Genomic DNA, 23,111 nt, shown 5'->3' on the forward strand with positions numbered 1-23,111 from the left:
CATGAATCCATTCAGCAGACTTCAGGATCTGCGCTTCGGTATCGATGCCGAGGCTCTGCGCATGCCGATGTCGGGCGTCGGGCGTTATGTGCACGAATTGTGTGCGCATATCGAGAGACGACTGCCCGATGCCCGGTTATTTGCCTATGGCCGGTATCCGCGCGAGGAATTGAAGTTTCCGTCCGATCGCTGGCTTTATCGGCGCGAGGAGAACGAGACACTTGCCCGCATTCCGTCCTTCCTTTGGTTGCGCAGTTTTGGCGCGGCTCGCGCACGGAATGACCGGCTCGATGTGTTCTGGGGTGGCCGCACCTTGCACACCGGACGGCGGGTGGCGCCGCTCATGATTTCGACCGTGCACGATCTCAACCATGTCGAGGTGCCGGAAACGATGCAGGGAAGCACGCGTCTGTCGCACCGACTCTGGTTTGCCCGTGATGTCCGCGGTGCCGATTGCGTGCTGGTCAATTCGCAAGGCACGCGCGAGCGCCTGGCCCGCCATCTGAAGGTCGAGGCTCAGGGAATCGTTCGGCTGGGCGTCCGTCTTCCACCGCAATGGCAGGGCGTCTCGGCGGCAGGCGAGGGACTTGCGGAGCTCGGCCTGCTCGGCGTGCGTCCGCCTTATCTGCTGACCGTGTCGACGCTTGAGCCGCGCAAGAATGTGATGGCCCTGGTCGATGCCTTTGTCGCGCTCAAGCGCTCGAGGCAGTTGCCGCCCGATTTGCGACTGGTGGTGGCGGGCGCGAAAGGCTGGATAAAGTCGGAGGCCTATCGGAAGATCGCGGCGCTGGAATCGGAGGGCGTGATCCTGCCCGGATATGTGCCCGATGAATTGATGGGGCCGCTTTACGCCAATGCGCAATTGTTCGTGTTTCCGTCGCGCTATGAAGGGTTTGGCGTGCCGGTACTCGAAGCCCGCGCCTGGGGCACGCCCACGCTCGTGACCCGCGTGCCGGAATTGATCGAAGCCGGCGAGTCGGAATCTATCGTGACCGGATTCGATGCGGAATCGATCGGCGCCGGCATCCTGCGCGCCTTGGGTCAGCCACGCAAATTGCAGGACGCCGCTTTCTATGCACGCCATTCCTGGGAAAACTCGGGCGATCATTTTCTGCATCTGATCGATTCGGCCTTGCGCGGCAGAGAGATGGAAAGGCCGCGCGGCCAGATGTCGGGAGCGCTGCGATGAAGGTGGCCATCGTTCACGAATGGCTCGCGTCCTATGCGGGTAGCGAGCGCGTCGTCGAGCAATTGCTGCTGCTGTATCCGGAGGCGGATCTGTTTGCCGTGGTGGACTTTCTGCCGGATTGTGAGCGGGCATTCCTGCGCGGCAAGCGGCCTGCCACCACCTTCATCCAGCACCTGCCGAAAGCGCGTACGCATTTCCGGCATTACCTGCCCTTGATGCCGCTGGCCATCGAGCAGCTCGATCTTTCCACCTATGACCTGGTGATTTCATCCAATCACGCGGTGGCGAAAGGCGTGATCACCGGGCCGAACCAGTTGCATGTGAGCTATGTGCATTCGCCCATGCGCTATGCCTGGGATTTCCAGCATCAGTATTTGCGTGAGTCGGGCATGACGGGCGGCGCGTTGTCCGCGATCGTGCGGCTGATGCTGCATTACCTGCGCAACTGGGATGCGCGTTCCGCCCTGGGCGTCGACCGGTTCGTCGCCAATTCGGCCTTCATCGCGCGACGTATCGAAAAGACCTATCGCCGCGAATCGGAAGTCATTCATCCGCCGGTGAATGTGCGCAAATTCGAGCTGGGCGGCGCGAGGGAGGATTTCTATCTTTCGGCGTCGCGCATGGTTGCGTACAAGCGCGTGCCGCTGGTGGTCGAGGCTTTCGCGCGGATGCCGGACAAGCGCCTCGTCGTCATTGGCGACGGCCCCGATTTCGAGCGCGTGAAGGCGATCGCCACGCCCAATGTGACGGTGCTCGGCTATCAGGCGGACGCCGAGATGGTGTCGTACATGCAGCGCGCGAAGGCGCTGGTATTTGCGGCCGAGGAGGATTTCGGCATCGCGCCGGTGGAGGCCCAGGCCTGCGGCACTCCTGTGATCGCCTACGGGCGTGGCGGCTCGCTCGAAACCGTCAATGTGCGCGGCGATGCTCCGACTGGCGTGTTCTTCCCCGAGCAGGCGGTGCCGGCGATCATCGCGGCGGTGGCCGAATTCGAGTCACGGGCGGGCGAGTTCACGCCGCAGAACTGCCGCGTCTGGGCCGAGGGCTTCTCGGAGGAGAACTTCCGCGCGCGCTTCGGCGCGGCGGTGGACGGCTATCTGGGCCTGACGCCGCGCACCGGCGGCAAGGGGCATCTGCGGCTGGCGGCGGTCTAGGCCCGGTCGGCGGCGTTGCCGACACGGACCCGGCCCGACATTGCGCCGGCGGCCGCGGCGCCGGGCGCTCCGGTCTGCCGGGCCGACCGCCGCCCGCGCCGCGCTCACTTGCGCAGCGTCTCCTCCTCGTAGCGCGGATACAGGTGCACGACCGAACGCTCCAGTTCCTCGCGCGCCACGGCCATGCCTGCGAAGCGCGCGGGCAGCGGCTGCTGCATCACCTCGGGCATGTCGAGGCCGCGTCCGGCGGCGTCGCGCAGACTGGCGCGCAGCCAGTCGAGGTAGTCGCGGGTCTGGGCGATGGCCTCCTGCCCATGCACGACCGGGCCGTGGCCCGGCACGAGCGTGGTGAAGGGCACCTTGGCCAGCCGGTCGAGCGCCGCGAGCCAGGCGTCGATGTCGGCATCGGGCGTGGTGGGCGCGCGCTCGAAGAACACGAGATCGCCCGCGAACAGCGTGCCGCTCTTGACGTCGAACACCGCGAGGTCGGCGCCGGTGTGGCCGGCCAGCGCGATCAGTTCCAGCTCGCGGCCCGCGACCGTCACCCGGCCGGGCTCGGCCACCTTCGCGGGCACCGCCACCACCGTGCCCGACATCCAGCCCGCGAGCATGCCGTAGAGGTTGTCGGACAACTTCTCGCCGCGCGTGCGGATCGCCTCGATCGTGCCGGGCAGGGCGCTCACGGGCGCGCCGGCAAAGGCCTGGTTGCCGAGGAAGTGGTCGGGATGGGCGTGGGTGATGAACACCGCCGCCACCTTGCCGCCCGCGACCGCGCGCATCTGCTCGCCGTAGCGGCGCGACGGGCCGGTGTCGATGACGATCGCGCCCTCGGGCGTGGCGATGAAGCCGGTGTTGACGATGTTGCCGCCGTTGCGCGCGTTGAAATGCTCGCGCACGCCTTCGAGCACGAAAACGCCGGGCGCGACGCTGACCGGGTCGAGCCGGTAGTCGGGGGCCTGGGCGACGGCGGCGCCGCCCGCCAGCGCGAGCGCGAGCAGCAGGCGCGCCGCGAGGCGCGGGCCGCGCGGGCGCGGCGCGGCCGAGGTGGCATCCGTGCGTGGCGCGGCAGCATCGGCGCCGGCGGGCATCGCGGTATCGGCGCGCGGACGCGGCGCCATGCCGAAGCGTCCGCGCCTCATGGCGTCACCCAGCCGGTGATGCGGTTGCCCTGGATGTCGCGGCCGATGATGCGCACCGGCCCGGTGGTGTCGAGGTCGATGCTGATCATCGGATTTTCGGAGATGGGCTCCCACGGCTCGATCTGCGCCAGCTCGCGGCCGGCGTCGTCGGTGAGCGTGATGAGCTCGATGTAGAACTTGGGAATGCCGGCCGCGAGGCCCGTGTCCATCGGATGCATGGTGCGCAGGCGCAGCCGCGAGCCGCCGTCGGGCCGAGGCCAGAGCCGCGCCGACACCTGGCCGAGCACGTCCGACCATTGCTTGCTGCCGGTGCCGAGGCTGGGCGTGGTGCAGCCCCCGCCCGAGGCCGTGAGCCAGCCGCCGCCCACGTGCCACACGCCGTCGCCGGCGAGCACGGCCGCTCGCACCGGCGTGGACTGCTCGACCTTGAAGCGGAACGAGATCTCGGGTTTCGCATGCACCGGGCGGTACTCGATCAGGCGCGGGATCGGGTTGAGATCGGCCACGACGAGGATGCGCGTGACGCCGTCGAGCGCGCGCGCGTCCACCTGCACCGGCACGTTGAGCGCGTCCTCGGCGTAGGTGGGCAGGAAGACGCGCACGCGGTCGTCGAACACCACCGGGTGGTCGGACAGGAAGCCGCGCACCATCACGTCCCAGGACGGCGAGCGCAGCGGATCGGGCGGCACGGTACCGGCAGGCGCGGGCGCCAGGGTGGGTGCCGACGGCGTGGCCGGCAGGTCTGCCGCGTGCAGCGGCGCGGCGGCGCAGGCGAGCGCGAGGGCCAGCGCGGCGAGCGGGCTGCGCCGTGCGCGCCCGCGCGGCCGGGCGGGGCGGTGGGTGATGGACATCGTCGGTCCTTGTCGTTGTGGTGGCTGACGCCTTGTCTCCGGGGCGCGCTGCCGCGTCGCGGCGGCAGCCGGCGGATGATTGCGGCTCGCGCGCGGCGCGGCAAGGCGGCCCGACGGACGCGATCGCCGCCGCCCGCCCGAAACGAAGGCCGGTGGCACGTCGGTCCGACCGGGTGAGCGCGCTGCCATGACGTTCGACCGCGCAACCCCCGCCGCTGTTCGTGGTCCCAACCGCCATCCGTCGTCCCGGCCCCGAGATGAAAGCCTTTGCACGCCTCTACACCGCGCTCGACGCCAGCACCGCCACGCTCGACAAGATCGCTGCGCTCACCGCCTATTTCGCCGCCGCGCCCGCGCGCGACGCGGCCGTGGCCGTGTACTTCCTTGCCGGCGGCCGCCCGCGCCGCGCCGTGCCATCGCGCGTGCTGCGCGAGGCGGCGCGCGCCGAGGCCGGTCTGCCCGAATGGCTGTTCGACGAGAGCTATGACGCCGTCGGCGACCTGGCCGAGACCATCGCCCACATCCTCCCGCCGCCCGAGCGCGACGACGACCTCGGCCTCGCCGACTGGCTCGACCAGCGCATTGCGCCGCTCAAGGGCCTCGCGCCCGACGAGCTCGCCGCCCGCCTGCGCGAGTACTGGCGCGGCCTCGACTGGGGCGGGCGCTTCCTGCTCGTCAAGCTCATCGGCGGCGGCTTCCGCGTCGGCGTGAGTCGGGCGCTGGTGGTGCGCGCGCTCGCGGCGCATGCCGGCCTCGACCCCAAGCGCGTGGCCGAGCGCATCGTCGGCTACACCGACGGCGCGCGCCTGCCCTCGGCCGAGGACTACCTCGCGCTGATCGCGCCGCTCGCGGCGGGGGAGGGCGGCGGTAGCGTTGCGGATGCGGGGGACGGCGGTGATGGCGTTGCCGGTGCCAGTGCCGGTACCGGTGCGGGGGCCGGGAGCGCCGCGCCGGAAGCCGGGACCAGCGCCGTCGGCCCGTCCACGGGCACGCCGCCCGCCCGCCCGCGCGCCGACGGCCAGCCCTATCCCTTCTTTCTCGCCCAGCCGCACACCGGCGACATCACCGCGCTCGGCGACGCCGCCGACTGGCTCGTCGAATGGAAGTGGGACGGCATCCGCGCCCAGGCCGTGCGGCGCGCCGGCCGGCTCTGGCTCTGGTCACGCGGCGAGGAACTCGTGACCGACCGCTTCCCCGAACTTGCGCCGCCGCTGCTCGCGCTGCCCGACGGCACGGTGCTCGACGGCGAGATCGTCGTCTGGCGCGACGGTCGGCCCGCGCCCTTCGCCGCGCTCCAGACCCGCATCGGCCGCAAGACGCTCGGCCGCAAGCTGCTGGCCGAGAACCCGGCGGCATTCATCGCCTACGACCTGCTCGAAGCCGACGGCATCGACTGGCGCGCTCGGCCGCAGCGCGAGCGGCGCGCGCGACTGGAGGCGGTCGTCGGCGCGGTGCTGGCGGCGGATGCGACGACGGGCGCGCCGGCTTCCTCCGACCAGGCTGACGGTTTGCGGCCGAGCATGCCGAGCGGGCAGGAGGGGCCGTTGCGGCTGTCGCCGCTTGTCGAGTCGAGGCCCGCCGCCGGCTGGCCCGCGCTCGCCGCACTGCGCGAGCAGAGCCGCGAACGCGGCGTCGAGGGCTTCATGCTCAAGCACCGCGACAGCCCCTACGGCATCGGCCGCGCGCGCATCGCCGGCGGCGGCTGGTGGAAGTGGAAGATCGACCCGCTCACGATCGACGCGGTGCTCATCTACGCCCAGGCCGGCCACGGCCGGCGCGCATCCCTGCATACGGATTACACCTTTGCGCTCTGGGCCGACGCGCCCGACGGCGGCCGCGTGCTCGTGCCCTTCGCCAAGGCCTATTCCGGCCTCACCGACGCCGAGATCCGCGAGGTGGACGCGATCGTGCGGCGCATCACGGTCGAGAAGTTCGGCCCGGTGCGCAGCGTCACGCCAACGCTCGTGATGGAGCTGGGCTTCGAGGGCGTGGCGCCGAGCGCGCGGCACAAGAGCGGCGTGGCGGTGAGGTTCCCGCGCATCCTGCGCTGGCGGCGCGACAAGCCGGTCGAGGAGGCGGACAGCCTCGCGGGGCTTCGGCGGCTCGCGGGGCTGGACGACGGTGGCTGAAGCGGCGTCGACGCTGGCGCTGGCTCGGTGTTCGGGGCGGTCGGGCTTTGAGGCGGTTGGGTTTTCCGGTCCGGTCTGGCGCGGGGCAGGGGCCGGGGCGGGGCGCCGACCGAACCGAACGCCCGAGGCGGAACGCCTGAACAAGAGCCTGGACGAACCAGCGAACGTCCAGATGGGACGAGGCCCGACCCGGCTCATCGCCGGACCGGGCCTCGTCCCGTCCGCGCCGGCGTCACCCGCCGGCCGGCTTCACCGTCGCCGCGCTCAGTTGCGCACCAGCTCGTAGTACACCGACGGTCCCTTGCTGCCGATCGTGTTGTCGAGCTTGAACGACACGCCGTTCGCATCCACCGTCACCGGCCGGGTCTCGGTCCGGTTGCCACGGGCGTCGAGCGCATACAGCGTCCAGCTGCCCGACACCGCCAGCCGCGCTTCCACCACCGAGCCGCGGATCAGCACCGGGAAGGTGCCGTAGCTGGCCAGCGTGCGGTTGGTCGAGTCGGTGAACTTCATGTCCGTGTTCTTCGCGTCGGTGATGTGCATCAGCAGGATGCGGCCCGTGTTGGCCAGCGTCTGGCTGTCGTCGAGCGAGATCGCCGCCACCGTCGCGCCCGGCGTGAAGTTGCCGATCGACAGCAGGTCGCCCTGGCGCACCTTGGTGTCGAAGGTCAGCGCCTCGCTCTTGCTCGTCACCACGCGCATCGCGCGGTTCTTGAAGTCCCAGATCGTCTGGTTGGTGTCGCTCTGGACGATGCCGTTGGGCGCGTCGGTGATGTTGTCGGCCGAGATCAGGCCCGAGTCCCGGGCGCGGGCGGCGGCTTCGTACCAGGACGCGTCGGCCGACGGATAGCTGGCGAGCGCGGCGCGCGGCGTCGGCGACAGGTCGTCGTTGCTCAGCAGCGGTTCCTTGATCTGCGTGGGCGCGGTGCCGGTGCCGATCCAGTTGCGGTTTCCGTCGGTCTGCTCGGGCCGGATCATCGCCACGCGGGAGATGAAGGACATGTTCCGGATCGCCGGGGTCCAGCCCATCATCCAGGTCGTGCCGTACTTGTAGTCGAGCATCTTGTCGGTGCGCGCCGTGTAGGCAACCGTGTTGCGCGCGCCGTAGACGTCACCGCGCCGGAACAGGAAGGCCGAGAGCCGGTCGTTCGCGGTGAGGATCGGATCGCCCCAGTTGAAGAAGGCGCGAATGTAGCCGTAGTGCGCCCACTTCGGCGGGTTCTGGTAGGCCAGCACGTCGAGCTGGTGTCCGAAGCTGCACAGGCCGCTCCAGTTCTGGTGCGCCGCGAAGGCACCCATCATCACGCCCGATTCGTAGCGGTACTTGTTCCAGAACGGGGCCGAGAACTCGGTGCCGTAGAAGTACTTGCCCTGGTAGCGCAGCGGCGCGCTGCCGCCGAGGTAGGCCGCCATCGTGTCGAAGGCGCTGTTGTTGACGATCGTGCCACCCACGTCATCGGCGGTCGGATGGTCGTGATAGTTGTTGTAGGTGATCACGTCGCCCTCGCTGCGCGCGATCGTGTCCGACCAGCTGGCGCAGGAGTTGGCGTTGCTGAACTTGTAGTACACGCCCTTGGTCTGGAGGTAGGCCTTCATCCATTGCGCGGTGGCGCGCTCGGTATCGGCCATGTAGCGGCCGAAGTCGTCCTCGCGCTTGGTGCGCACGCTCACGCGGGTGGGCAGCACGACGGTGCCGAGCGCCGGATCCTCGCCGCTGGCCAGCACCACGTTGGTCCAGGCCGCCTTCAGGCCGGCGAGGCTGCCGTACTTGGCGAGCAGCCAGGTGTTGAAACCGGGCTTGAGGCCGTCATCGAACTTGTTGTTGTTCAGGCCGGCCACCATCGTGATCGAGCCTTCGTTCACGCCGATCACCGCCTTGAGGTTGGGATCGCGGCCGATCGTGATGCCGTTGTACGGATTGACCTTGTCGAAGATCTGGTCGACCGCCTTCTTCCACGCGGCCTGGTAGCGCGGGTCGTAATGCACGCGCGACTTGGCGTTGACGCTCGTGTCGTTCACCCAGCCGTACTTGTACGACTGCGCATCCATCGTGTAGGCGATGCCGTTCTTGCCCAGCTCGGCCACGAGGCGGAACAGCCCGTCGAGCGCGACCGGATTGATGTTCGCGTCGGTGGTCGAGTTCTTCACCATCAGCGCCACGTCGATGCCGTGGATGCGCACGAGGTTGTAGCCGCGGCGGCGCACCTCGTTCACATAGGCGGTCGCGGTGGTCGCGTCGGTGAGCGGGCCCATCGTGTCGAGCACCCAGTTCATGCACATGCCCCGGTTGTAGGGGTTGCTCATGTTGCTCATGTCGAGGGCAGTGCCGGCCGCGACGCTCAGGTCGTAGTCCTTCATCGGCACCCACAGCGAGGCGGCAGCGACGGCGGTGGCGTCGCTCGCGGCCACCAGCTGCTTCGAGGTGCTGACGGCGGCGGCGATGCTGGCGCGGGCGGCGCCCGTGGTGCTGGTGGCGGCGGTGGCTTGAGGCGCGAGCGATTCGGTGGCGAGACCGCCCGAGCTGGCTTCGCTGATTGCGGCGGGCGCTTCCTTCGGGATCACGGTCGAGACGAAGGCAGCGGGCGAGGCGACGCCGGTGCTGGTGGCCGATGCGCTGTCGCCGTTGCCGCCACCACAGGCGGACAGCAGGCTGGCGAGGGCGATGGATGCGGCGATGACGGTCGGCTGGAAAGAAATCTTGGCTGGCATGGTTGCCCCCCGGTAAGACGTTGCTCAGTAGCGGGCGCTGTGCATCGAGAGCAGCAGGCCCATGAGTGCTTGGCGGCAGGGGGCGGGGCAAAGCTGAACCGGCGGCCGGCGCGAGTAGGCGCGGCTAGGACTGCAATCCGCAGCCGGTCTAGGAATAAGTGGCGATGGAGGCTCGGGGGTGACGCGGACCGGGGCAGGCAATGTCGCAGCTGCTCCCGATGGTCGGGACGGCCGGTTGCGCTGCCGCAAGCGGCTTCCGGGAGAGGCTGGGAAGTGCCGGGGCTTTCGGTGGCTGTTCCGCTTCGTGAGAACGAAGCGAACTTTAGGCTAGGGTTAACCCGATAGTCCGATTCTTAGATCGGACTTCGGAAAAACCGGCGTCGGAAGAAATCAGACAGCGGCGCTACGCCTGCTTCCGACACGTCGCACCCACCAGAGCGCACTGCTGCTGGCGAGGAGAAAACCGAGGCCGAGCAGCAGTTCGCGGCCTTCGACGAGGGCGTCGGCGCCGTTGCTGAGCTGGCGCGCGAGACCCAGGCCCGCCACCGCGAGCGCGCCGCCGCCGACGATGGCCGGAATCCAGCGCGCCGCGCCGGCCGTCGAGGCGCCGCCGGCCGGTCCGCCGCCGGCGACCGGTGCGCGGCCGCCCAGCAGGCGGCTGATCCACCAGCCGCTCGCGCAATCGGTGGCGCACATGCCGGCGGTGAAGGCCAGCGCCAGACCGGCGCCCGCGAGCGCCGAGCCGCGCTCCAGCCCCACGCCGCCGAACCACAGCGCGAGCGTGAGCGTGTCGAAGGAGATGGCGAACAGCATGCCGAGCAGCAGCCCGCCCCAGGCCCGGCCGAACACCGGCGCGCGCTTCACCAGTCGGCCGCGCCAGCCGGGGACCGGCGCGTCACCGAGCAGGGCGGCGCGCAGGTTGAACACGCCGATCAGCCCGAGACAGCCGATCGAGAACAGGCTGCCCGCGCGGTCGAGCCAGTCGGGCAGCTTCAGCCCGCCCGCGTGCAGGCAGGCCAGCGCCACCGCCAGCACCACCGCGCCGTGGCCGAGCGAGAACAGCGCCCCCGCCAGCCGCGCCAGCCGGGTGCGCCCGGCGCGCGAATGCAGTCGCACCAGGCCGTCGATGGCCGCGAGATGGTCGGCATCCATGCCGTGGCGCGCGCCAAGGACGGCGCCGAAGGCGAGGGCGAGCGGCAGGCTGGTGGCGGTGGTCAGGTCCATGGAGCGGCGGCGCGGATGAAGAATTGGCCATTCTTCATACACGATCCGTACCAGTCAGGGTGACTACGGAGTGCCGTGGCGACGCCGTCGGCGCCGGCCTCGTGTCCGCAGCGGCAGTGACCGTCCTGCCGCTGCCATCCGGCTGGCCTGCCGCTCGTAGGACGGCGCTTCGTTCCCGGGACGGGTGAGCAGACACTTGGAACACGTCCCGCCTTGCGCTGGCGGAGCACGCCGGTCGGGTCGGTCGCGTCGCCTGGCGGCGTGCCGCTGTCGCGGGCTGATCACCGGCTTGTCCGGACTGGAAATTCCGTGATCAGCGCCGGCATCGATGTGCACGATGTCACGGCCTCGGCCCGCAGGCAGTCCGGGCGGTGGCCGGATCACGACGCCCGAAATGCAGGCGACGTCCGGTCCGGCAAACAATCCGCACACGCCTGCCGCAGGACAACAGGCGCCCTTCACCATCAACGAGAGACAAGAGAGATGCCCCAAACCTTCAGCCTGCGCTCCGTCGCCCTCGCGGCCGCCCTTGGCCTGACCGCGCTGCCGGTCGCCTTCGCCGACGATGGCGCGCCGGCGCGCGCGGTGATCCAGGCCGGCACCACGGCCCAGAGCGATGCGATCAGGGCGGTGCTGACGAGCCTCAACAGCCTGTTCACGACCTCGGTGCCGGCCGCCGGCAATGCCGCGCTGCTCGACCTGTTCGCGAGCGACTTCCTCGACGGCGGCGATGACCGCGCGAGCGTGCTGACCACCGATGGTCTGCTCAGCACCGACAACATCGGCATCACCTTCTCGCTGACGAAGATCATCAGCGTCGCCAGCGACGGCAAGAGCCTGCTCGCCAAGCTGTCGATCGCCTGGCCGGGCAATGCCTCGCCGGTCGAGGCGCCCGAGATGCAGTTCGTGCTCGGCACGGACGGCAAGTGGCGTTTCTGGGGCGACCGCCGCCTCGGCTATGTCGAGCCGCATTCGATCAACCAGCGCCAGCGCGCGACCGCCAGCTCGGCCTGGAACTACTCGCGCTGGATGGAATTCAGCATCGACAGCTCGACCGCCGACACCGTCAAGTACGTGCGCTTCTCCGGCCCGGGCCTGCCGGCGGCGCGCAGCTTCAGCCGGCTCGGCTCGGTACAGGGCATCGTGTACGGCCGCACGGCCGATGGCGACTTCCGGCTCGTCGACACCTCGCTGGCCTCGCTCGACACGAGCTGGATTCCCGACTGCGCCACGCCCTACTACGGCCTGAACTGCGTCGACCTCACGACCATGAAGAGCAGCTCGCGCTACAACGTGGTGTTCTACAACGCGTCGTACCGGCGCATCGGCGAGGTCACGACCATGGGCATCCCGTCGGTGCCGTATGCCAACGACGTGGTCGCCACCAAGAACACGAGCTGGTTCGCCACGCCCAAGACCTTCAGGCCGGCGCTGCGCGGCAGCATCGTCAACGGCAGCACCGTGTCGCTGACCTGGACGCTGCCGACCTCCTACACGATGACCATGGAGAACGCCGGCGTGTACCTGCGCAACAGCGCCACGACGATGAATGTCTACAAGGGGTCGTGGGACGGCGCGCTGGCCCCTCGCGGCAGCAGCGCGAGCTTCGGCCAGTGGACCGGCAGCGTGAATCCGACCAGCGGCAATGTCTGGCTGTCCGTCAAGGCGTCGGCCGGCCACCGCTTCGTCACGAGCCAGGACTGGCCGTACTGATCGGGCCGGGCGGCGCGCGGGCTCAATCGCCCGCGTGCTCCACATGGCCGGTCAGCCGCCGCGTCGTCCACCAGATCGCGGCGGCGATGACCGGAATCGAGAAGCCCGTCACCAGCTCCGGCGACACATGCAGGCCCATGCCGTGCGCCGCCTCGGCGAGGTGGTGCACGAGCGAACTCGCGTAATAGGTGATGGCCGCGATCGACAGGCCCTCCACCGTCTGTTGCAGGTGCAGCTGCATGCGCTGCCCGCGACCGATCGAGCGCAGCAGATCCTGGTTCTGCAGCTCGGTCTGGATTTCGACCCGAGTGCGCAGCAGCGCGCTCGTGCGCGAGACCCGCTCCGACAGCTGATTCATGCGCTGCACCGTCGCATCGACCGTCGCCATCGCGGGCATGAGCCGGCGCTGCACGAAGGGGCCGATGCCCATCAGATGCGTGACCGGCTCGTCAAATAGATCGGTCAGCCGCTGCTGGACGATGCCGTAGTAGGCCTTCGACGCCGAGAAGCGCGTCGTGTGGTCGGCCAGGATCATCTCGTTGTCGCCGGCGAGGCGCATCAGCTCCTCCAGCAGGCCGACGTCGTCGCGCTCGGGGCGGTGGATGGATTGCGTCAGCTCGGCCAGTTCGTGCTCGCCGGCCGCGAGCCGGCCGCCCAGACGCCGCGCCGGCGCGAAGCCGAGCAGCGCCATCACGCGGTAGGTCTCCATCTCCAGCAGGCCGGCGGTGATGCGCCCAGCCTTGCCTTCCTGCAGGCGCTCGCCCATCACGAGAAAGCGCGTGAAGCCGTCGGCGCGGATCTTGAAGTTGGCATAGGCCCGCGCGCGTGAACTGCCGCCGCGCAGCCACGAGCCGCACAGCCGCGGCGTGCCGAGGAAGGCCCGCGCATGCTCGACCTCCTCCTCGGGCGACATGGCCGGATCGGCGCGCAGCAGCACCACGTGGATCGCCGCCATCGTCTGACCCGGAATGGCGCGCAGCCAGTCGGCCGGCGCGCGCACGAGGCTCGTGAGGTCGGGCTCGTCGGCGCCCCAGACCGCGTCCTGGTCCAGCGGCTGGGTGATCGAGTAGCGCGAGAACTCGCCGTGGCGCTCCCACTTGAGCGTGAAGGCCTCGGTGTTGGCGCGCATGAAATGCGGCTCGTCGAAATGGCAGGGAGCGCCGAGCGCGTCGAACAGCGCGCGCAGATGTGCATGCTCGACCTCGGGCGCGATGCCGGCGTTGAGCACGGCGATGTGGGTGACGAGCGCCGGATGGCGGATGCGCGCGGTCGGGCGGGCGTGGATCTCGTCGCTGAGCGCGCGGCGCTCCGGATGGTCGGCGGGCTTGAGGTGGCGCGGCAGGCGGGCGGCGTCGGACGCGGGCGCGCCGGCCGGGGCGAGGGCGGTCGGCTGCGGATGGGCGGCGGGCAGGATCGGATCGGGCATGGCGGTCGAACGTTCTGGTTGTTGTGCTGTGTCACGCGGGGGCTTGCATCGCAAACATCGCACCGGGACGGATTGCGCCGCTTCGGGACGGTGATGGCCGCAAGCCATCTGATCGGTCACGCGAAAAACCGATCACCCCATGATCGATTGACGCTTTGCAACACTTTGGGGGTTAACCCGCGCGCCGCAATATCCGACTGAAATTTCCTGTCTTTTTTCAAAGGTTTAGCGACCGCTTCCCGCGCGAATGAGAACTGGTCCGCTAATTGCCCTAGCCCTGCGCAACGCGGCGACCCGAGCAGGTTCGGGAGACAACGCCCTGATCAGCAGGGCCACGACGGCGCGACCCAGGAGAAAAGACGGTGGAAACCTTCTACGAAGTCATGCGGCGCCAGGGGATTACCCGGCGCAGCTTCATGAAATTCTGTTCGCTCACGGCGACCTCGCTCGGCCTCGGGCCCGCCTTCGTGCCGAAGATCGCGCATGCGATGGAAACCAAGCCGCGCACCCCGGTGCTCTGGCTGCATGGCCTCGAATGCACCTGCTGCTCGGAGTCCTTCATCCGCTCGGCGCATCCGCTGGCGAAGGACGCCGTGCTGTCGATGATCAGCCTCGACTACGACGACACCCTGATGGCCGCTGCCGGCCACCAGGCCGAGGCGATCCTCGAAGAGGTGATGACCAAGTACAAGGGCAACTACATCCTCGCCGTCGAGGGCAACCCGCCGCTCAACCAGGACGGCATGAGCTGCATCATCGGCGGCAAGCCCTTCGTCGATCAGCTCAAGCATGTGGCCAAGGACGCCAAGGCCATCATCAGCTGGGGTTCGTGCGCGAGCTGGGGCTGCGTGCAGGCCGCCAAGCCCAACCCGACGCAGGCCACGCCGGTGCATCAGGTGATCCATGACAAGCCGATCATCAAGGTGCCGGGCTGCCCGCCGATCGCCGAGGTGATGACGGGCGTCATCACCTACATGCTCACCTTCGACCGCATTCCCGAGCTGGACCGCCAGGGCCGGCCGAAGATGTTCTACAGCCAGCGCATCCACGACAAGTGCTACCGCCGGCCGCACTTCGACGCCGGCCAGTTCGTCGAGAACTACGACGACGAGTTCGCGCGTCGCGGCTACTGCCTCTACAAGGTCGGCTGCAAGGGCCCGACCACCTACAACGCCTGCTCCACGGTGATGTGGAACGAGGGCACGAGCTTCCCGATCAAGGCCGGTCACGGCTGCATCGGCTGCTCGGAAGACGGCTTCTGGGACAAGGGCTCGTTCTACGACCGGCTCACGACCATCAAGCAGTTCGGCGTCGAGGCGAATGCCGACCAGATCGGCGGCACGCTCGCGGCCGCGTCGGGTGCCGTGGTGGCCGTGCACGCGGCTGCAAGCGCTCTCAAGCGCGCGGCCGACCGCAAGGCCGAAGAAAAGAACGAAGCGCGCTGACCTCCGAGGGAAAAGAACATGGGATACGAAACTCAAGGCTTCAAGCTCGACGACACGGGCCGACGCATCGTCGTCGATCCGGTCACGCGCATCGAAGGCCACATGCGCTGCGAAGTGAACGTCGACAGCAACAACGTCATCCGCAACGCGGTCAGCACCGGCACGATGTGGCGCGGCCTCGAAGTGATCCTGCGTGGTCGCGATCCGCGCGACGCCTGGGCCTTCGTCGAGCGCATCTGCGGCGTCTGCACGGGCTGCCATGCGCTGACCTCGGTGCGCGCGGTGGAAGATGCACTCGGAATCCGGATTCCAAAGAATGCGCACCTCATCCGCGAGATGATGGCCAAGACGCTTCAGGTGCATGACCACGCGGTCCACTTCTATCACCTGCACGCGCTCGACTGGGTGGACGTGGTCGCCGCGCTCAAGGCCGATCCGAAGAAGACCAGCGAGCTGCAGCAGCTCGTCTCGCCGAGCCATCCGCTGTCGTCGCCGGGCTATTTCCGCGACGTGCAGAACCGGCTCAAGAAGTTCGTCGAGAGCGGCCAGCTCGGCCCCTTTATGAACGGCTACTGGGGCAGCAAGGCCTACGTCCTGCCGCCCGAGGCCAACCTGATGGCCGTCACCCACTACCTGGAAGCGCTCGACCTCCAGAAGGAATGGGTGAAGGTGCACACGATCTTCGGCGGCAAGAACCCGCACCCGAACTACCTCGTGGGCGGCGTGCCCTGCGCGATCAACCTCGACGGCGCCGGCGCCGCGGGCGCGCCGATCAACATGGAGCGCCTCAACTTCGTGAAGGCGCGCATCGACGAGATGATCGAGTTCAACAAGAACGTCTACATCCCGGACGTGCTTGCGATCGGCACCCTCTACAAGAACGCCGGCTGGCTCTACGGCGGCGGCCTGTCGGCCACCAACGTCATGGACTACGGCACCTACGAGAAGGTCGCCTACGACCACAGCACGCAGCAGCTGCCGGGCGGCGCCATCATCAACGGCAACTGGGACGAGATCCTGCCCGTCGATGCGCGCGACCCGGAGCAGATCCAGGAATTCGTCTCGCACAGCTGGTACCAGTACGCCGACGAGACCAAGGGCCTGCACCCCTGGGACGGCGAGACCAGCCCCAACTACGTGCTCGGCAGCAAGGCCAAGGGCAGCAAGACCAACATCGAGCAGATCGACGAGAGCGCCAAGTACTCGTGGATCAAGGCGCCGCGCTGGCGCGGCCATGCGATGGAAGTCGGCCCGCTCGCGCGCTACATCCTCGCCTACGCGCATGCCGCCAAGGGCAACAAGTACGTCTCGCGCCCGAAGGAGCAGCTGGAGTTCTCGGCCGAGATGGTCAACAAGGCCATTCCCAAGGCGCTCGGCCTGCCCGAGACCGAGTACACGCTCAAGCAGCTGCTGCCGACCACGATCGGCCGCACGCTCGCGCGGGCCCTCGAAGGTCAGTACTGCAGCGAGATGCTGCTCGACGACTACAACGAGCTGGTCGCCAACATCAGGGCGGGCGACACGGCCACGGCCAATGTCGACAAGTGGGACCCGTCCACCTGGCCCAAGGAAGCCAAGGGCGTGGGCCTGGTTGCCGCGCCGCGCGGCGCGCTCGGCCACTGGATCAAGATCAAGGACGGCAAGATCGAGAACTACCAGTGCGTCGTGCCGTCCACCTGGAACGGCGGCCCGCGCGACCACAAGGGCCAGATCGGCGCCTTCGAGGCCTCGCTGCTCGGCACGCCGATGGTCAACCCCGAGCAGCCGGTGGAAATCCTGCGCACGCTGCATTCCTTCGACCCCTGCCTCGCCTGCTCGACCCACGTCATGAGCCCGGACGGCAAGGAACTCACGACGGTGAAGGTCCGCTGAGGAGCCCGCGATGAACGCGAAGGCAACAACGCAGTACGACGAGCGCGCCGCCGTCACCGGCACCGACGAGAAGGCGGTGTCGGGCGGCAAGAGCATCAAGTCGGTCTATGTGTACGAGGCGCCGGTGCGCATCTGGCACTGGATCAACGTGCTCGCGATCACGACGCTGTGCATCACCGGCTATTTCATCGGCAGCCCGCTGCCGACGATGCCGGGCGAGGCGACGAACGTGTTCGTCATGGGCTACATCCGCGCCGCGCATTTCATCGCCGGCTACGTGATGGCGATCGGGCTGGTGGTGCGGGCCTACTGGGCGGTGGTGGGCAACCACCATGCGCGCGAGCTGTTCACCATCCCGATCTTCAGCAGCGCCTACTGGGGCGAGGTGTGGGCGATGTTCAAGTGGTACCACTTCCTCAGCCAGCGCCCCAACCGCTACGTGGGCCACAACCCGCTGGCGCGGCTGGCGATGTTCGGCCTGTTCCTGACGACCGCCGTGTTCATGATCTGCACCGGCTTCGCGATGTATGGCGAGGGCGCGCAGATGGGGTCGTGGGCCGAGCGCGCCTTCGGCTGGGTGATCCCGCTCATGGGCCAGTCGCAGGACGTGCACACCTGGCATCACATGGGCATGTGGCTGATCATCTTCTTCATCCTCATGCACGTGTACGCGGCGGTCCGAGAGGACATCATGGGTCGCCAGAGCGTGATCAGCACGATGGTCTCGGGCTACCGGACCTTCAAGGACTGAGCACCGCGATGACGACGATGCGGGCGAGGGCGCTGACGCGCGCGGATGCGGCGGGCATGACGACGGAGGTCGTGGTGCCGGTCCCGGCGCGACGCGGCGGCGCGGCACGGCGGCCGGCATTGCCGGTCGCGTCGCCCGCGGGCGGTGCCGTGCGTCCCGCGCTGCCGCCGGCCGGCGTGCCGCTGCGTCGGCCGGTGCATCCGGGCCGCTTCCTCAACCGCATGTTCCTGGTGCCGCTCGGCATCAGCCAGTCCGAGGCGGCGCGCTGCCTCGGCGTCTCGCGCCGGCGGCTGCATGAAGTGGTGCAGGGCCGGCGCGCGATCACGCCCGACACCGCCATCCGTTGCGCGCTGCATTTCGGCGCCGACGCGGCGTTCTGGCTCGCGCTGCAATCGGCCTGGGACAGCTTCCAGGCCTGGGAGCGCATGAAGGCCGACGGCGTGACGGCACCGCTGCCGCGTGGCCTCGACGGCCGTGCCCGCGCCGGCCTGCCGCGCGGCGACGGCATGACCCGCGCCGCGTTGCCGCCGGCCCTCGCGCCGGTGCCCGCGCGCTAGCGGCGTCACCGCCGGGCCGAGCCCGATCCGCCCCCCGAATCACCGCGCCACGGCGCAAACCCGCATTCCCGGAGAATCTTCCAATGAACCCGACGCCCGAAATTCCGCCTTCAGACGGCTGTAACGCTGGTGGTGACAGTCCGCGCCATGTCGTCATCCTCGGCATCGGCAATGTGCTGTGGGCCGATGAGGGCTTCGGCGTGCGCTGCGTCGAGCGCATCCAGCAGGAATGGGAGTTCGGGCCGGAGGTCGAGATCATCGACGGCGGCACGCAGGGGCTCTACCTGATCCATCACGTGCAGGGCGCCGACGCGCTGCTGATCTTCGACGCGATCGACTGGGGCTACGAGCCGGGCACGCTGATGGTGGCGCGCGACGGTGAGGTGCCGGCCTACATGGGCGCCAAGAAGATGAGCCTGCACCAGACCGGCTTCCAGGAAGTGCTGGCGCTGGCCCAGTTCACCGGCAAGTTTCCGGAGAAGGTGGCGCTCGTGGGCTGCCAGCCCGAGCAGCTCGAGGACTACGGCGGCAGCCTGCGGCCGAGCATCAAGGCCGTGCTGCCCGAGGCCATCGAGCGCGGCCTCGCGCTGCTGCGCGACTGGGGCGTGGCGATGCGCCCGCGCACCACGCCGCTGAGCGAGCAGGAGGCGGTGACGCTGCCGCACCTGCGCATGGACCGCTACGAAGCCGAGCGCCCGAGCGAGGAAGACGCCTGCCGCACCGGCGATTCGCGCTTCATGCCGGCGCGCGCCTGAAGGAGGCCGGACATGTGCATGGGAATCCCGATGCAGGTGGTGAGCGCCACCGAACGCAAGGCGCAATGCCTGGGCCGAGGCGAACTGCGCGAGGTGAACATCGCCCTCGTCGGCGACGTGGCGCCCGGCGACTGGGTGCTGGTGTTCATCGACTCGGCCATCGAGGTCATCAGCGCCGAGCGCGCCGCCGAGGTGAACGAGACGCTCGACATGCTGGCCGCCGCGCTGACCGACCAGTTCGGCCCGGCCGGCGCCGATCCCGGCTTCACGCTGCCGTCGGCGATGAGCGCCGATGACCTCGCCGCGCTGACCGGCGCCGCGCCCAAGGCGGCCTGAGCGGCGCCCGCCAGCCCGCGTCACCGAGCCACGCCCCCCGACCGACTTCGCAGCACTTGAAAGCCCCCGCCATGCACGACTTCCTCCTCGCCCCCGCCGACACCGACGCGCCCGCGATCCCGCGCCTCATCGACCGGCTCGCCGCCGAGCCGGGCACGGCCTGGGTCGAGACCGACACGCTCGCCGACTTCCTCGCCGCGCCGGGGCAGGCGGTGCTGTTCGTGTGGAGCGATCCGATCCGCTACCCCGAATGCCTCGACGTGGCCGTGGTGCTGCCCGAGATCCGCCGCTCGCTCGCGGCCGAGGCCGGCGTCGCGCCCGAGGCGCTGTTCCGCATCGGCGTGGTCGGCCTCGCGAGCGAGCGCGCCATCGCCGAGAAGCAGGGCGCGCTCAAGCGGCCGTCGGTCGTGTTCGTGCGCGACGGCGGCTGGCAGGGCGTGATCGGCGGAATGCTCGACTGGAGCGAATTCGCCGCCGAGGCGCGCCGCCTGCTCGCCACCGAACCGGGCCGCGCGCCCGGCATCGGCATTCCGGTGCGCAACGCCGATGCCTGCCATTGAATTGAAAAGAGCCACGCCATGACCGACGCCTTCAAGCCCTTCCCGATCCCCGTCCGCATGGTCGGCCCCGGCTCCCATGTCGAGGAGGACACGCTCGACTACATGGAAATGCCGCGCGGCATGGACACCTACCACGCGCCCGCGCTGCCCGAGCCGGAAGAAGTCGCCGGCCTCGACGCCGCCCACGCCGCGCTGCGCGCCACCCGCGTCGCCCTGGCCGGCCTGCGCGCCGACATCGCCGCCGGCGCCCCGGCCACGAGCACGCGCAGCATCGACCTCACCGGCCTCGACGACGCCAACCGCGCCCTCATCAACCAGGTGCTCGGCGAAGGCGAGGTGAGCGCGCGGCGCGAGCCGGCCGGCGACCGGCCCGGCCTGCGCGTGCAGGAATCGGTGTTCGCCGGCATCTGGCGCGTGCTCGGCGACGACGGCTCGGACGCGATCGAGATCGGCGCCATCCCCGCCGGCCTGCACGCCGCCGCGCCGCTCGACCGCGCCGCGCTCGGCCGCCTCACCGCCGAAGCCGCGCCGATCTACGCCGGCCAGCTCATGAACGCGCCGCACATCCTGGCCGAGGTGAGCGACCAGCTCATGCTCCACCGCGCCGGCCGCGCGGCGCACGTCATCAACATGACGCTGCTGCCGCTCAACCCGGCCGACCGCGCGTTTGTTGATGAACGCACCGGCGCCGGCCCGGTCACGCTGCTGTCGCGCGGCTACGGCAACTGCCGCATCGGCAGCACCGACTGGCCCAATCTCTGGCGCGTCACTTACTACAACTCGCAGGACGCGGTCATCCTCGACACGCTCGAGATCACCGCCATGCCCGAGGCCGCGCTCGCCGCCGCCGAAGACCTCGCCGATTCGGAAGAGCGCCTCGCCGAGGTGATCGACTGGCTCGGCAGCGCGGCCTGACGGGAGCGGGCGCGATGGCCTTCCACGACCAGCCCCGCTTCGAGGGCAGCTATCTCGGCGACCGGGCGCGGCTCGACCCGGCCACGAAGCTCGAATGCAAGATCTGCTGGTGGGTGTACGACCCGGCGCTCGGCGACGAGGTCTGGCAGATCCCGCCCGGCACCGCCTTCGCCGACCTGCCCGCGCACTGGCGCTGCCCGCGCTGCGATGGCGAGGCGGAGCAGTTCATGGTGGTGGACGCGTGAGCGCGGTGCTGGCCGACGAGTCGCGGCTTGCCGCCACGCGCGCCGCCGCCGTCGCGCGGCTCGAAGCCGCCTACGCCCGCATCTCGGCCACGCGCATGCTCGGCATGCCGGTCGTCAATCTTGCGCTGCGTGTGCAGGCGGTCGGCTTCGCGCCGCGCCTGCGCGCGACGGCCGAGGGCCTCACCGCCGAATCGGGCCAGCTCGGCGTGCTCGTCACGCCCTGGTCGATGAACCTCGTCTGGCTGCCTGACGACGCCACCCGCCTCGCCGCGCCCGGCGACACCCGCCCGCACCGGCTCGACGGCGCCGACTACGCCTTCATCGGTGGCGGCGAGAAGGCCGCCGGGCCGCACGAAGCCTGCTCGCTGTTCTCGCCGATGTTCGAGTTCGACGGGCAGGCGTCGGCGGTGGCGGTGGCGGAGGAAGTGCTGCGCCAGCTCGCGCCGAAGGCCGGCGGCGCGGAGGGCGCCCCCGCAGCCCGCCCCGCCGACGGCCCCAATCCCTCGCGCCGCGCCTTCCTCGGCGGAGGCCGGGGATGAGCCAGCGCGGCGATCCGGCCGGCGAGCTGCGCCTGCGTCCGGGCGCGGCGGTGCCCAACATCGTCAGCACCCGGCCGGCGGTGGCGCGCGCGCTCGTGCGCGGGCTCACGGTCGATCTCGTGCCGCGCCTGCTCGGCCAGCTGCATGCGCTGTGCGGCAGCGCGCACGAACTCGCGGCGCGGCTCGCGCTCGACGCCGCGCGCGGCGCGCCGGCCGTCGCCACGTCGAGCCAGCGCATCGCGCTCGGTCTGGGCGCCCAGCGTGAGCATCTGCGCCGCGTCTGGCTCGACTGGCCGCGCCTGCTCGGCGCCGAGTCCGACATCACCGCCGACACCCTCGGCCCGCTGCGCGATCTCTGGCGCCAGCAGGCTGGCGCCGACGCGGCCGAGCAGGGTCGGCTGCTGCGCGGCTGGCTCGCGGCGCAGGTGTTCGGCTGCGCGCCCGCGCATTGGCTCGATCGCGTGGGCGCCGACCGTGTTGCCGCCGGTCAGACGAGCGCCGATCGCGGCGGTTCCGGCCACGTCACCGCCGGGCGCGCCGCCCGCGACGTCTGGCTGCGCGACTGGCTCGCCGTCGGCGCCACCGGCCCCGCGCGCTGGCTCGCCGCCTGCCGCGAGCGCGCGAGCGAACTCGCCGCCGACGCCGACCCCGCGCTGCCCGTCGCGACGGACGCCGCCGCGCTCGCCGCCTGGCTCGGCGACTGGCAGCGCGCGCGCGACCTGCCCGAGGCGCGCTGGCAAGGCCGCACGCGCGAAACCGGCTGCTGGACGCGCGGCCGCGCGCTCGCATCCGCCGCCGGACCCGCGCCGACGCCGTCCGAGCCCGCGCTGCCCGCCGTCCGCCTCACCGCCTTCGACCGCATCCTCGCCAAGCTGGAGGAGGTCGCCCGGCTCGCCACCACGCCCGACCTGCTCGCCGCCGAAGGCCATGCGGTCGCGCCCGGCGTCGGCGTGGCCTGGGTCGAGACCGCGCGCGGCCTGCTCGCGCACGTGGCCGAGGTCGATGCAGGCGGGCGCGTCGTCGCCTACGACATCGTGTCGCCCACCGAATGGAACTTCCATCCCGAAGGCGCGGCCGCGCGCGCGCTCGCGGCCCTCGTGCCCGACGCCCGGGTCGCCGCCAGCGACTGCGCGTTGCTCGCCGCCGCCTTCGATCCCTGCGTCAGCTATGTGCTGGAGGACGAACGTGCGTGACCGTCATCAACCGTCCACCCCGGAGGCCCGTCGTGCATGAAGTGAGTCTGGCCGGCGGCGTCCTGCGCATCGTCGAGGACGCGCAGGCGCGCGAGGGTTTCGCGGCCGTGACGCGGCTCGTGCTCGGCGTCGGCGTGCTCGCGGGCGTCGAGGTGCGCGCGCTGCGCTTCGCGCTGGAGGGGCTTGCGCCGGGCACCGTGCTCGACGGTGCGAACATCGTCATCGAAGAAGAACCGGCGCGCGCCTGGTGCCTCGGCTGCGACAGCAGCGTCGAGATCCGCTCGCGCCTCGATGCCTGCCCGAGCTGCGGCAGTCATCGCCTGCAACCCACCGGCGGCACCGAGCTGCGCGTGACGGACCTGATCGTCCGCGACGCGGCGCCGCCCGCCATCACCATCGAGGAGTAAGC

20 protein-coding genes and 1 pseudogene are annotated in these 23,111 nt (G+C 70.1%); 16 read left to right on the plus strand and 5 right to left on the minus strand.

Translation table 11 applies throughout. The features are described from left to right. The first annotated feature begins 1 nt into the window (after nucleotide 1). Complete coding sequence (locus tag H566_RS27075) at nucleotides 2-1,189, plus strand: glycosyltransferase family 4 protein (RefSeq protein WP_084544607.1); 1,188 nt, start codon at nucleotides 2-4, stop codon at nucleotides 1,187-1,189. Further along, a pseudogene (locus H566_RS22165) lies at nucleotides 1,087-2,289 on the plus strand (glycosyltransferase family 4 protein); the annotation flags it as partial. The gene H566_RS27075 and the pseudogene H566_RS22165, both read left to right, overlap by 103 nt. A gap of 158 nt (nucleotides 2,290-2,447) precedes the next feature. Here H566_RS22165 and H566_RS0101030 read toward each other — a convergent pair. Both H566_RS0101030 and H566_RS0101035 read right to left on the minus strand, forming a co-directional pair. Further along, on the minus strand, nucleotides 2,448-3,461 hold the full coding sequence (locus H566_RS0101030) for a quinoprotein relay system zinc metallohydrolase 1 (RefSeq protein WP_245591256.1): 1,014 nt from the start codon (nucleotides 3,459-3,461) through the stop codon (nucleotides 2,448-2,450). A 17-nt stretch (nucleotides 3,462-3,478) separates the two neighbouring features. After that, complete coding sequence (locus tag H566_RS0101035; protein WP_084544608.1) at nucleotides 3,479-4,333, minus strand: quinoprotein dehydrogenase-associated SoxYZ-like carrier; 855 nt, start codon at nucleotides 4,331-4,333, stop codon at nucleotides 3,479-3,481. Between the two features lie 257 nt (nucleotides 4,334-4,590). On the opposite strand from H566_RS0101035, the gene H566_RS0101040 reads away from it, so the two are divergent. Continuing rightward, the gene (locus tag H566_RS0101040) at nucleotides 4,591-6,462 is read left to right on the plus strand and encodes a cisplatin damage response ATP-dependent DNA ligase (protein ID WP_028309973.1); all 1,872 of its coding nucleotides are present in this window, start codon (nucleotides 4,591-4,593) and stop codon (nucleotides 6,460-6,462) included. A 264-nt stretch (nucleotides 6,463-6,726) separates the two neighbouring features. On the opposite strand, the gene H566_RS0101045 is transcribed toward H566_RS0101040, so the two are convergent. Both H566_RS0101045 and H566_RS22170 read right to left on the minus strand, forming a co-directional pair. After that, nucleotides 6,727-9,171: a hypothetical protein gene (locus tag H566_RS0101045; protein ID WP_028309974.1), complete on the minus strand. Its 2,445-nt coding sequence runs from the start codon at nucleotides 9,169-9,171 to the stop codon at nucleotides 6,727-6,729. Nucleotides 9,172-9,561: 390 nt separating this feature from the next. After that, the gene (locus tag H566_RS22170) at nucleotides 9,562-10,395 is read right to left on the minus strand and encodes a HoxN/HupN/NixA family nickel/cobalt transporter (protein WP_051377787.1); all 834 of its coding nucleotides are present in this window, start codon (nucleotides 10,393-10,395) and stop codon (nucleotides 9,562-9,564) included. A gap of 483 nt (nucleotides 10,396-10,878) precedes the next feature. Here H566_RS22170 and H566_RS0101055 point away from each other — a divergent pair, with 483 nt between their 5' ends. Further along, a complete protein-coding gene (locus tag H566_RS0101055; RefSeq protein WP_028309975.1) occupies nucleotides 10,879-12,108 on the plus strand; it encodes a hypothetical protein in 1,230 nt (409 codons plus the stop codon). Nucleotides 12,109-12,130: 22 nt separating this feature from the next. Here the strand turns inward: H566_RS0101055 and H566_RS0101060 are convergent, their stop codons facing one another. Further along, nucleotides 12,131-13,534 (minus strand): DUF3422 family protein, encoded by a 1,404-nt coding sequence (locus H566_RS0101060; RefSeq protein WP_169732472.1) that lies wholly within the window; start codon nucleotides 13,532-13,534, stop codon nucleotides 12,131-12,133. A gap of 362 nt (nucleotides 13,535-13,896) precedes the next feature. Here H566_RS0101060 and H566_RS0101065 point away from each other — a divergent pair, with 362 nt between their 5' ends. The 12 genes from H566_RS0101065 (at nucleotide 13,897) to hypA (ending at nucleotide 23,109) form a co-directional block, all read left to right on the plus strand. After that, nucleotides 13,897-14,979: a hydrogenase small subunit gene (locus tag H566_RS0101065; protein WP_028309977.1), complete on the plus strand. Its 1,083-nt coding sequence runs from the start codon at nucleotides 13,897-13,899 to the stop codon at nucleotides 14,977-14,979. 18 nt (nucleotides 14,980-14,997) lie between these two features. Then, nucleotides 14,998-16,851: a nickel-dependent hydrogenase large subunit gene (locus H566_RS0101070; protein WP_028309978.1), complete on the plus strand. Its 1,854-nt coding sequence runs from the start codon at nucleotides 14,998-15,000 to the stop codon at nucleotides 16,849-16,851. Nucleotides 16,852-16,861: 10 nt separating this feature from the next. Next, entirely contained in the window at nucleotides 16,862-17,602 is a 741-nt protein-coding gene (cybH, locus tag H566_RS0101075) for a Ni/Fe-hydrogenase, b-type cytochrome subunit (RefSeq protein WP_028309979.1), read from the plus strand. 56 nt (nucleotides 17,603-17,658) lie between these two features. Beyond that, nucleotides 17,659-18,159 (plus strand): HigA family addiction module antitoxin, encoded by a 501-nt coding sequence (locus H566_RS27910; protein WP_084544616.1) that lies wholly within the window; start codon nucleotides 17,659-17,661, stop codon nucleotides 18,157-18,159. A gap of 83 nt (nucleotides 18,160-18,242) precedes the next feature. After that, the gene (locus H566_RS0101085; RefSeq protein WP_028309980.1) at nucleotides 18,243-18,914 is read left to right on the plus strand and encodes a HyaD/HybD family hydrogenase maturation endopeptidase; all 672 of its coding nucleotides are present in this window, start codon (nucleotides 18,243-18,245) and stop codon (nucleotides 18,912-18,914) included. Between the two features lie 18 nt (nucleotides 18,915-18,932). Further along, nucleotides 18,933-19,250, plus strand: a complete 318-nt coding sequence (locus tag H566_RS0101090; RefSeq protein WP_342668626.1) for a HypC/HybG/HupF family hydrogenase formation chaperone — start codon at nucleotides 18,933-18,935, stop codon at nucleotides 19,248-19,250. Nucleotides 19,251-19,321: 71 nt separating this feature from the next. Beyond that, the gene (locus H566_RS0101095; RefSeq protein WP_028309982.1) at nucleotides 19,322-19,810 is read left to right on the plus strand and encodes a thioredoxin domain-containing protein; all 489 of its coding nucleotides are present in this window, start codon (nucleotides 19,322-19,324) and stop codon (nucleotides 19,808-19,810) included. Nucleotides 19,811-19,828: 18 nt separating this feature from the next. Continuing rightward, nucleotides 19,829-20,725 carry a hydrogenase expression/formation protein gene (locus H566_RS0101100; RefSeq protein WP_034410199.1) on the plus strand — a complete coding sequence of 299 codons (897 nt, stop codon included), beginning with the start codon at nucleotides 19,829-19,831 and terminating at the stop codon, nucleotides 20,723-20,725. A 14-nt stretch (nucleotides 20,726-20,739) separates the two neighbouring features. Then, complete coding sequence (locus H566_RS29565) at nucleotides 20,740-20,970, plus strand: rubredoxin (protein WP_028309984.1); 231 nt, start codon at nucleotides 20,740-20,742, stop codon at nucleotides 20,968-20,970. Further along, entirely contained in the window at nucleotides 20,967-21,509 is a 543-nt protein-coding gene (hybE, locus tag H566_RS22180; RefSeq protein ID WP_051377789.1) for a [NiFe]-hydrogenase assembly chaperone HybE, read from the plus strand. Before H566_RS29565 ends, hybE begins: the two co-directional genes overlap by 4 nt. Continuing rightward, the gene (locus tag H566_RS0101115) at nucleotides 21,506-22,702 is read left to right on the plus strand and encodes a nickel-dependent hydrogenase large subunit (protein WP_028309985.1); all 1,197 of its coding nucleotides are present in this window, start codon (nucleotides 21,506-21,508) and stop codon (nucleotides 22,700-22,702) included. The genes hybE and H566_RS0101115 overlap by 4 nt, the downstream gene beginning before the upstream one ends. Before the next feature lie 32 nt (nucleotides 22,703-22,734). Continuing rightward, nucleotides 22,735-23,109: a hydrogenase maturation nickel metallochaperone HypA gene (hypA, locus tag H566_RS0101120; protein WP_028309986.1), complete on the plus strand. Its 375-nt coding sequence runs from the start codon at nucleotides 22,735-22,737 to the stop codon at nucleotides 23,107-23,109. Nucleotides 23,110-23,111 lie beyond the last annotated feature (2 nt).

The organism is Derxia gummosa DSM 723, assembly GCF_000482785.1.
GTDB classification, from domain to species: Bacteria; Pseudomonadota; Gammaproteobacteria; order Burkholderiales; family Burkholderiaceae_E; genus Derxia; species Derxia gummosa.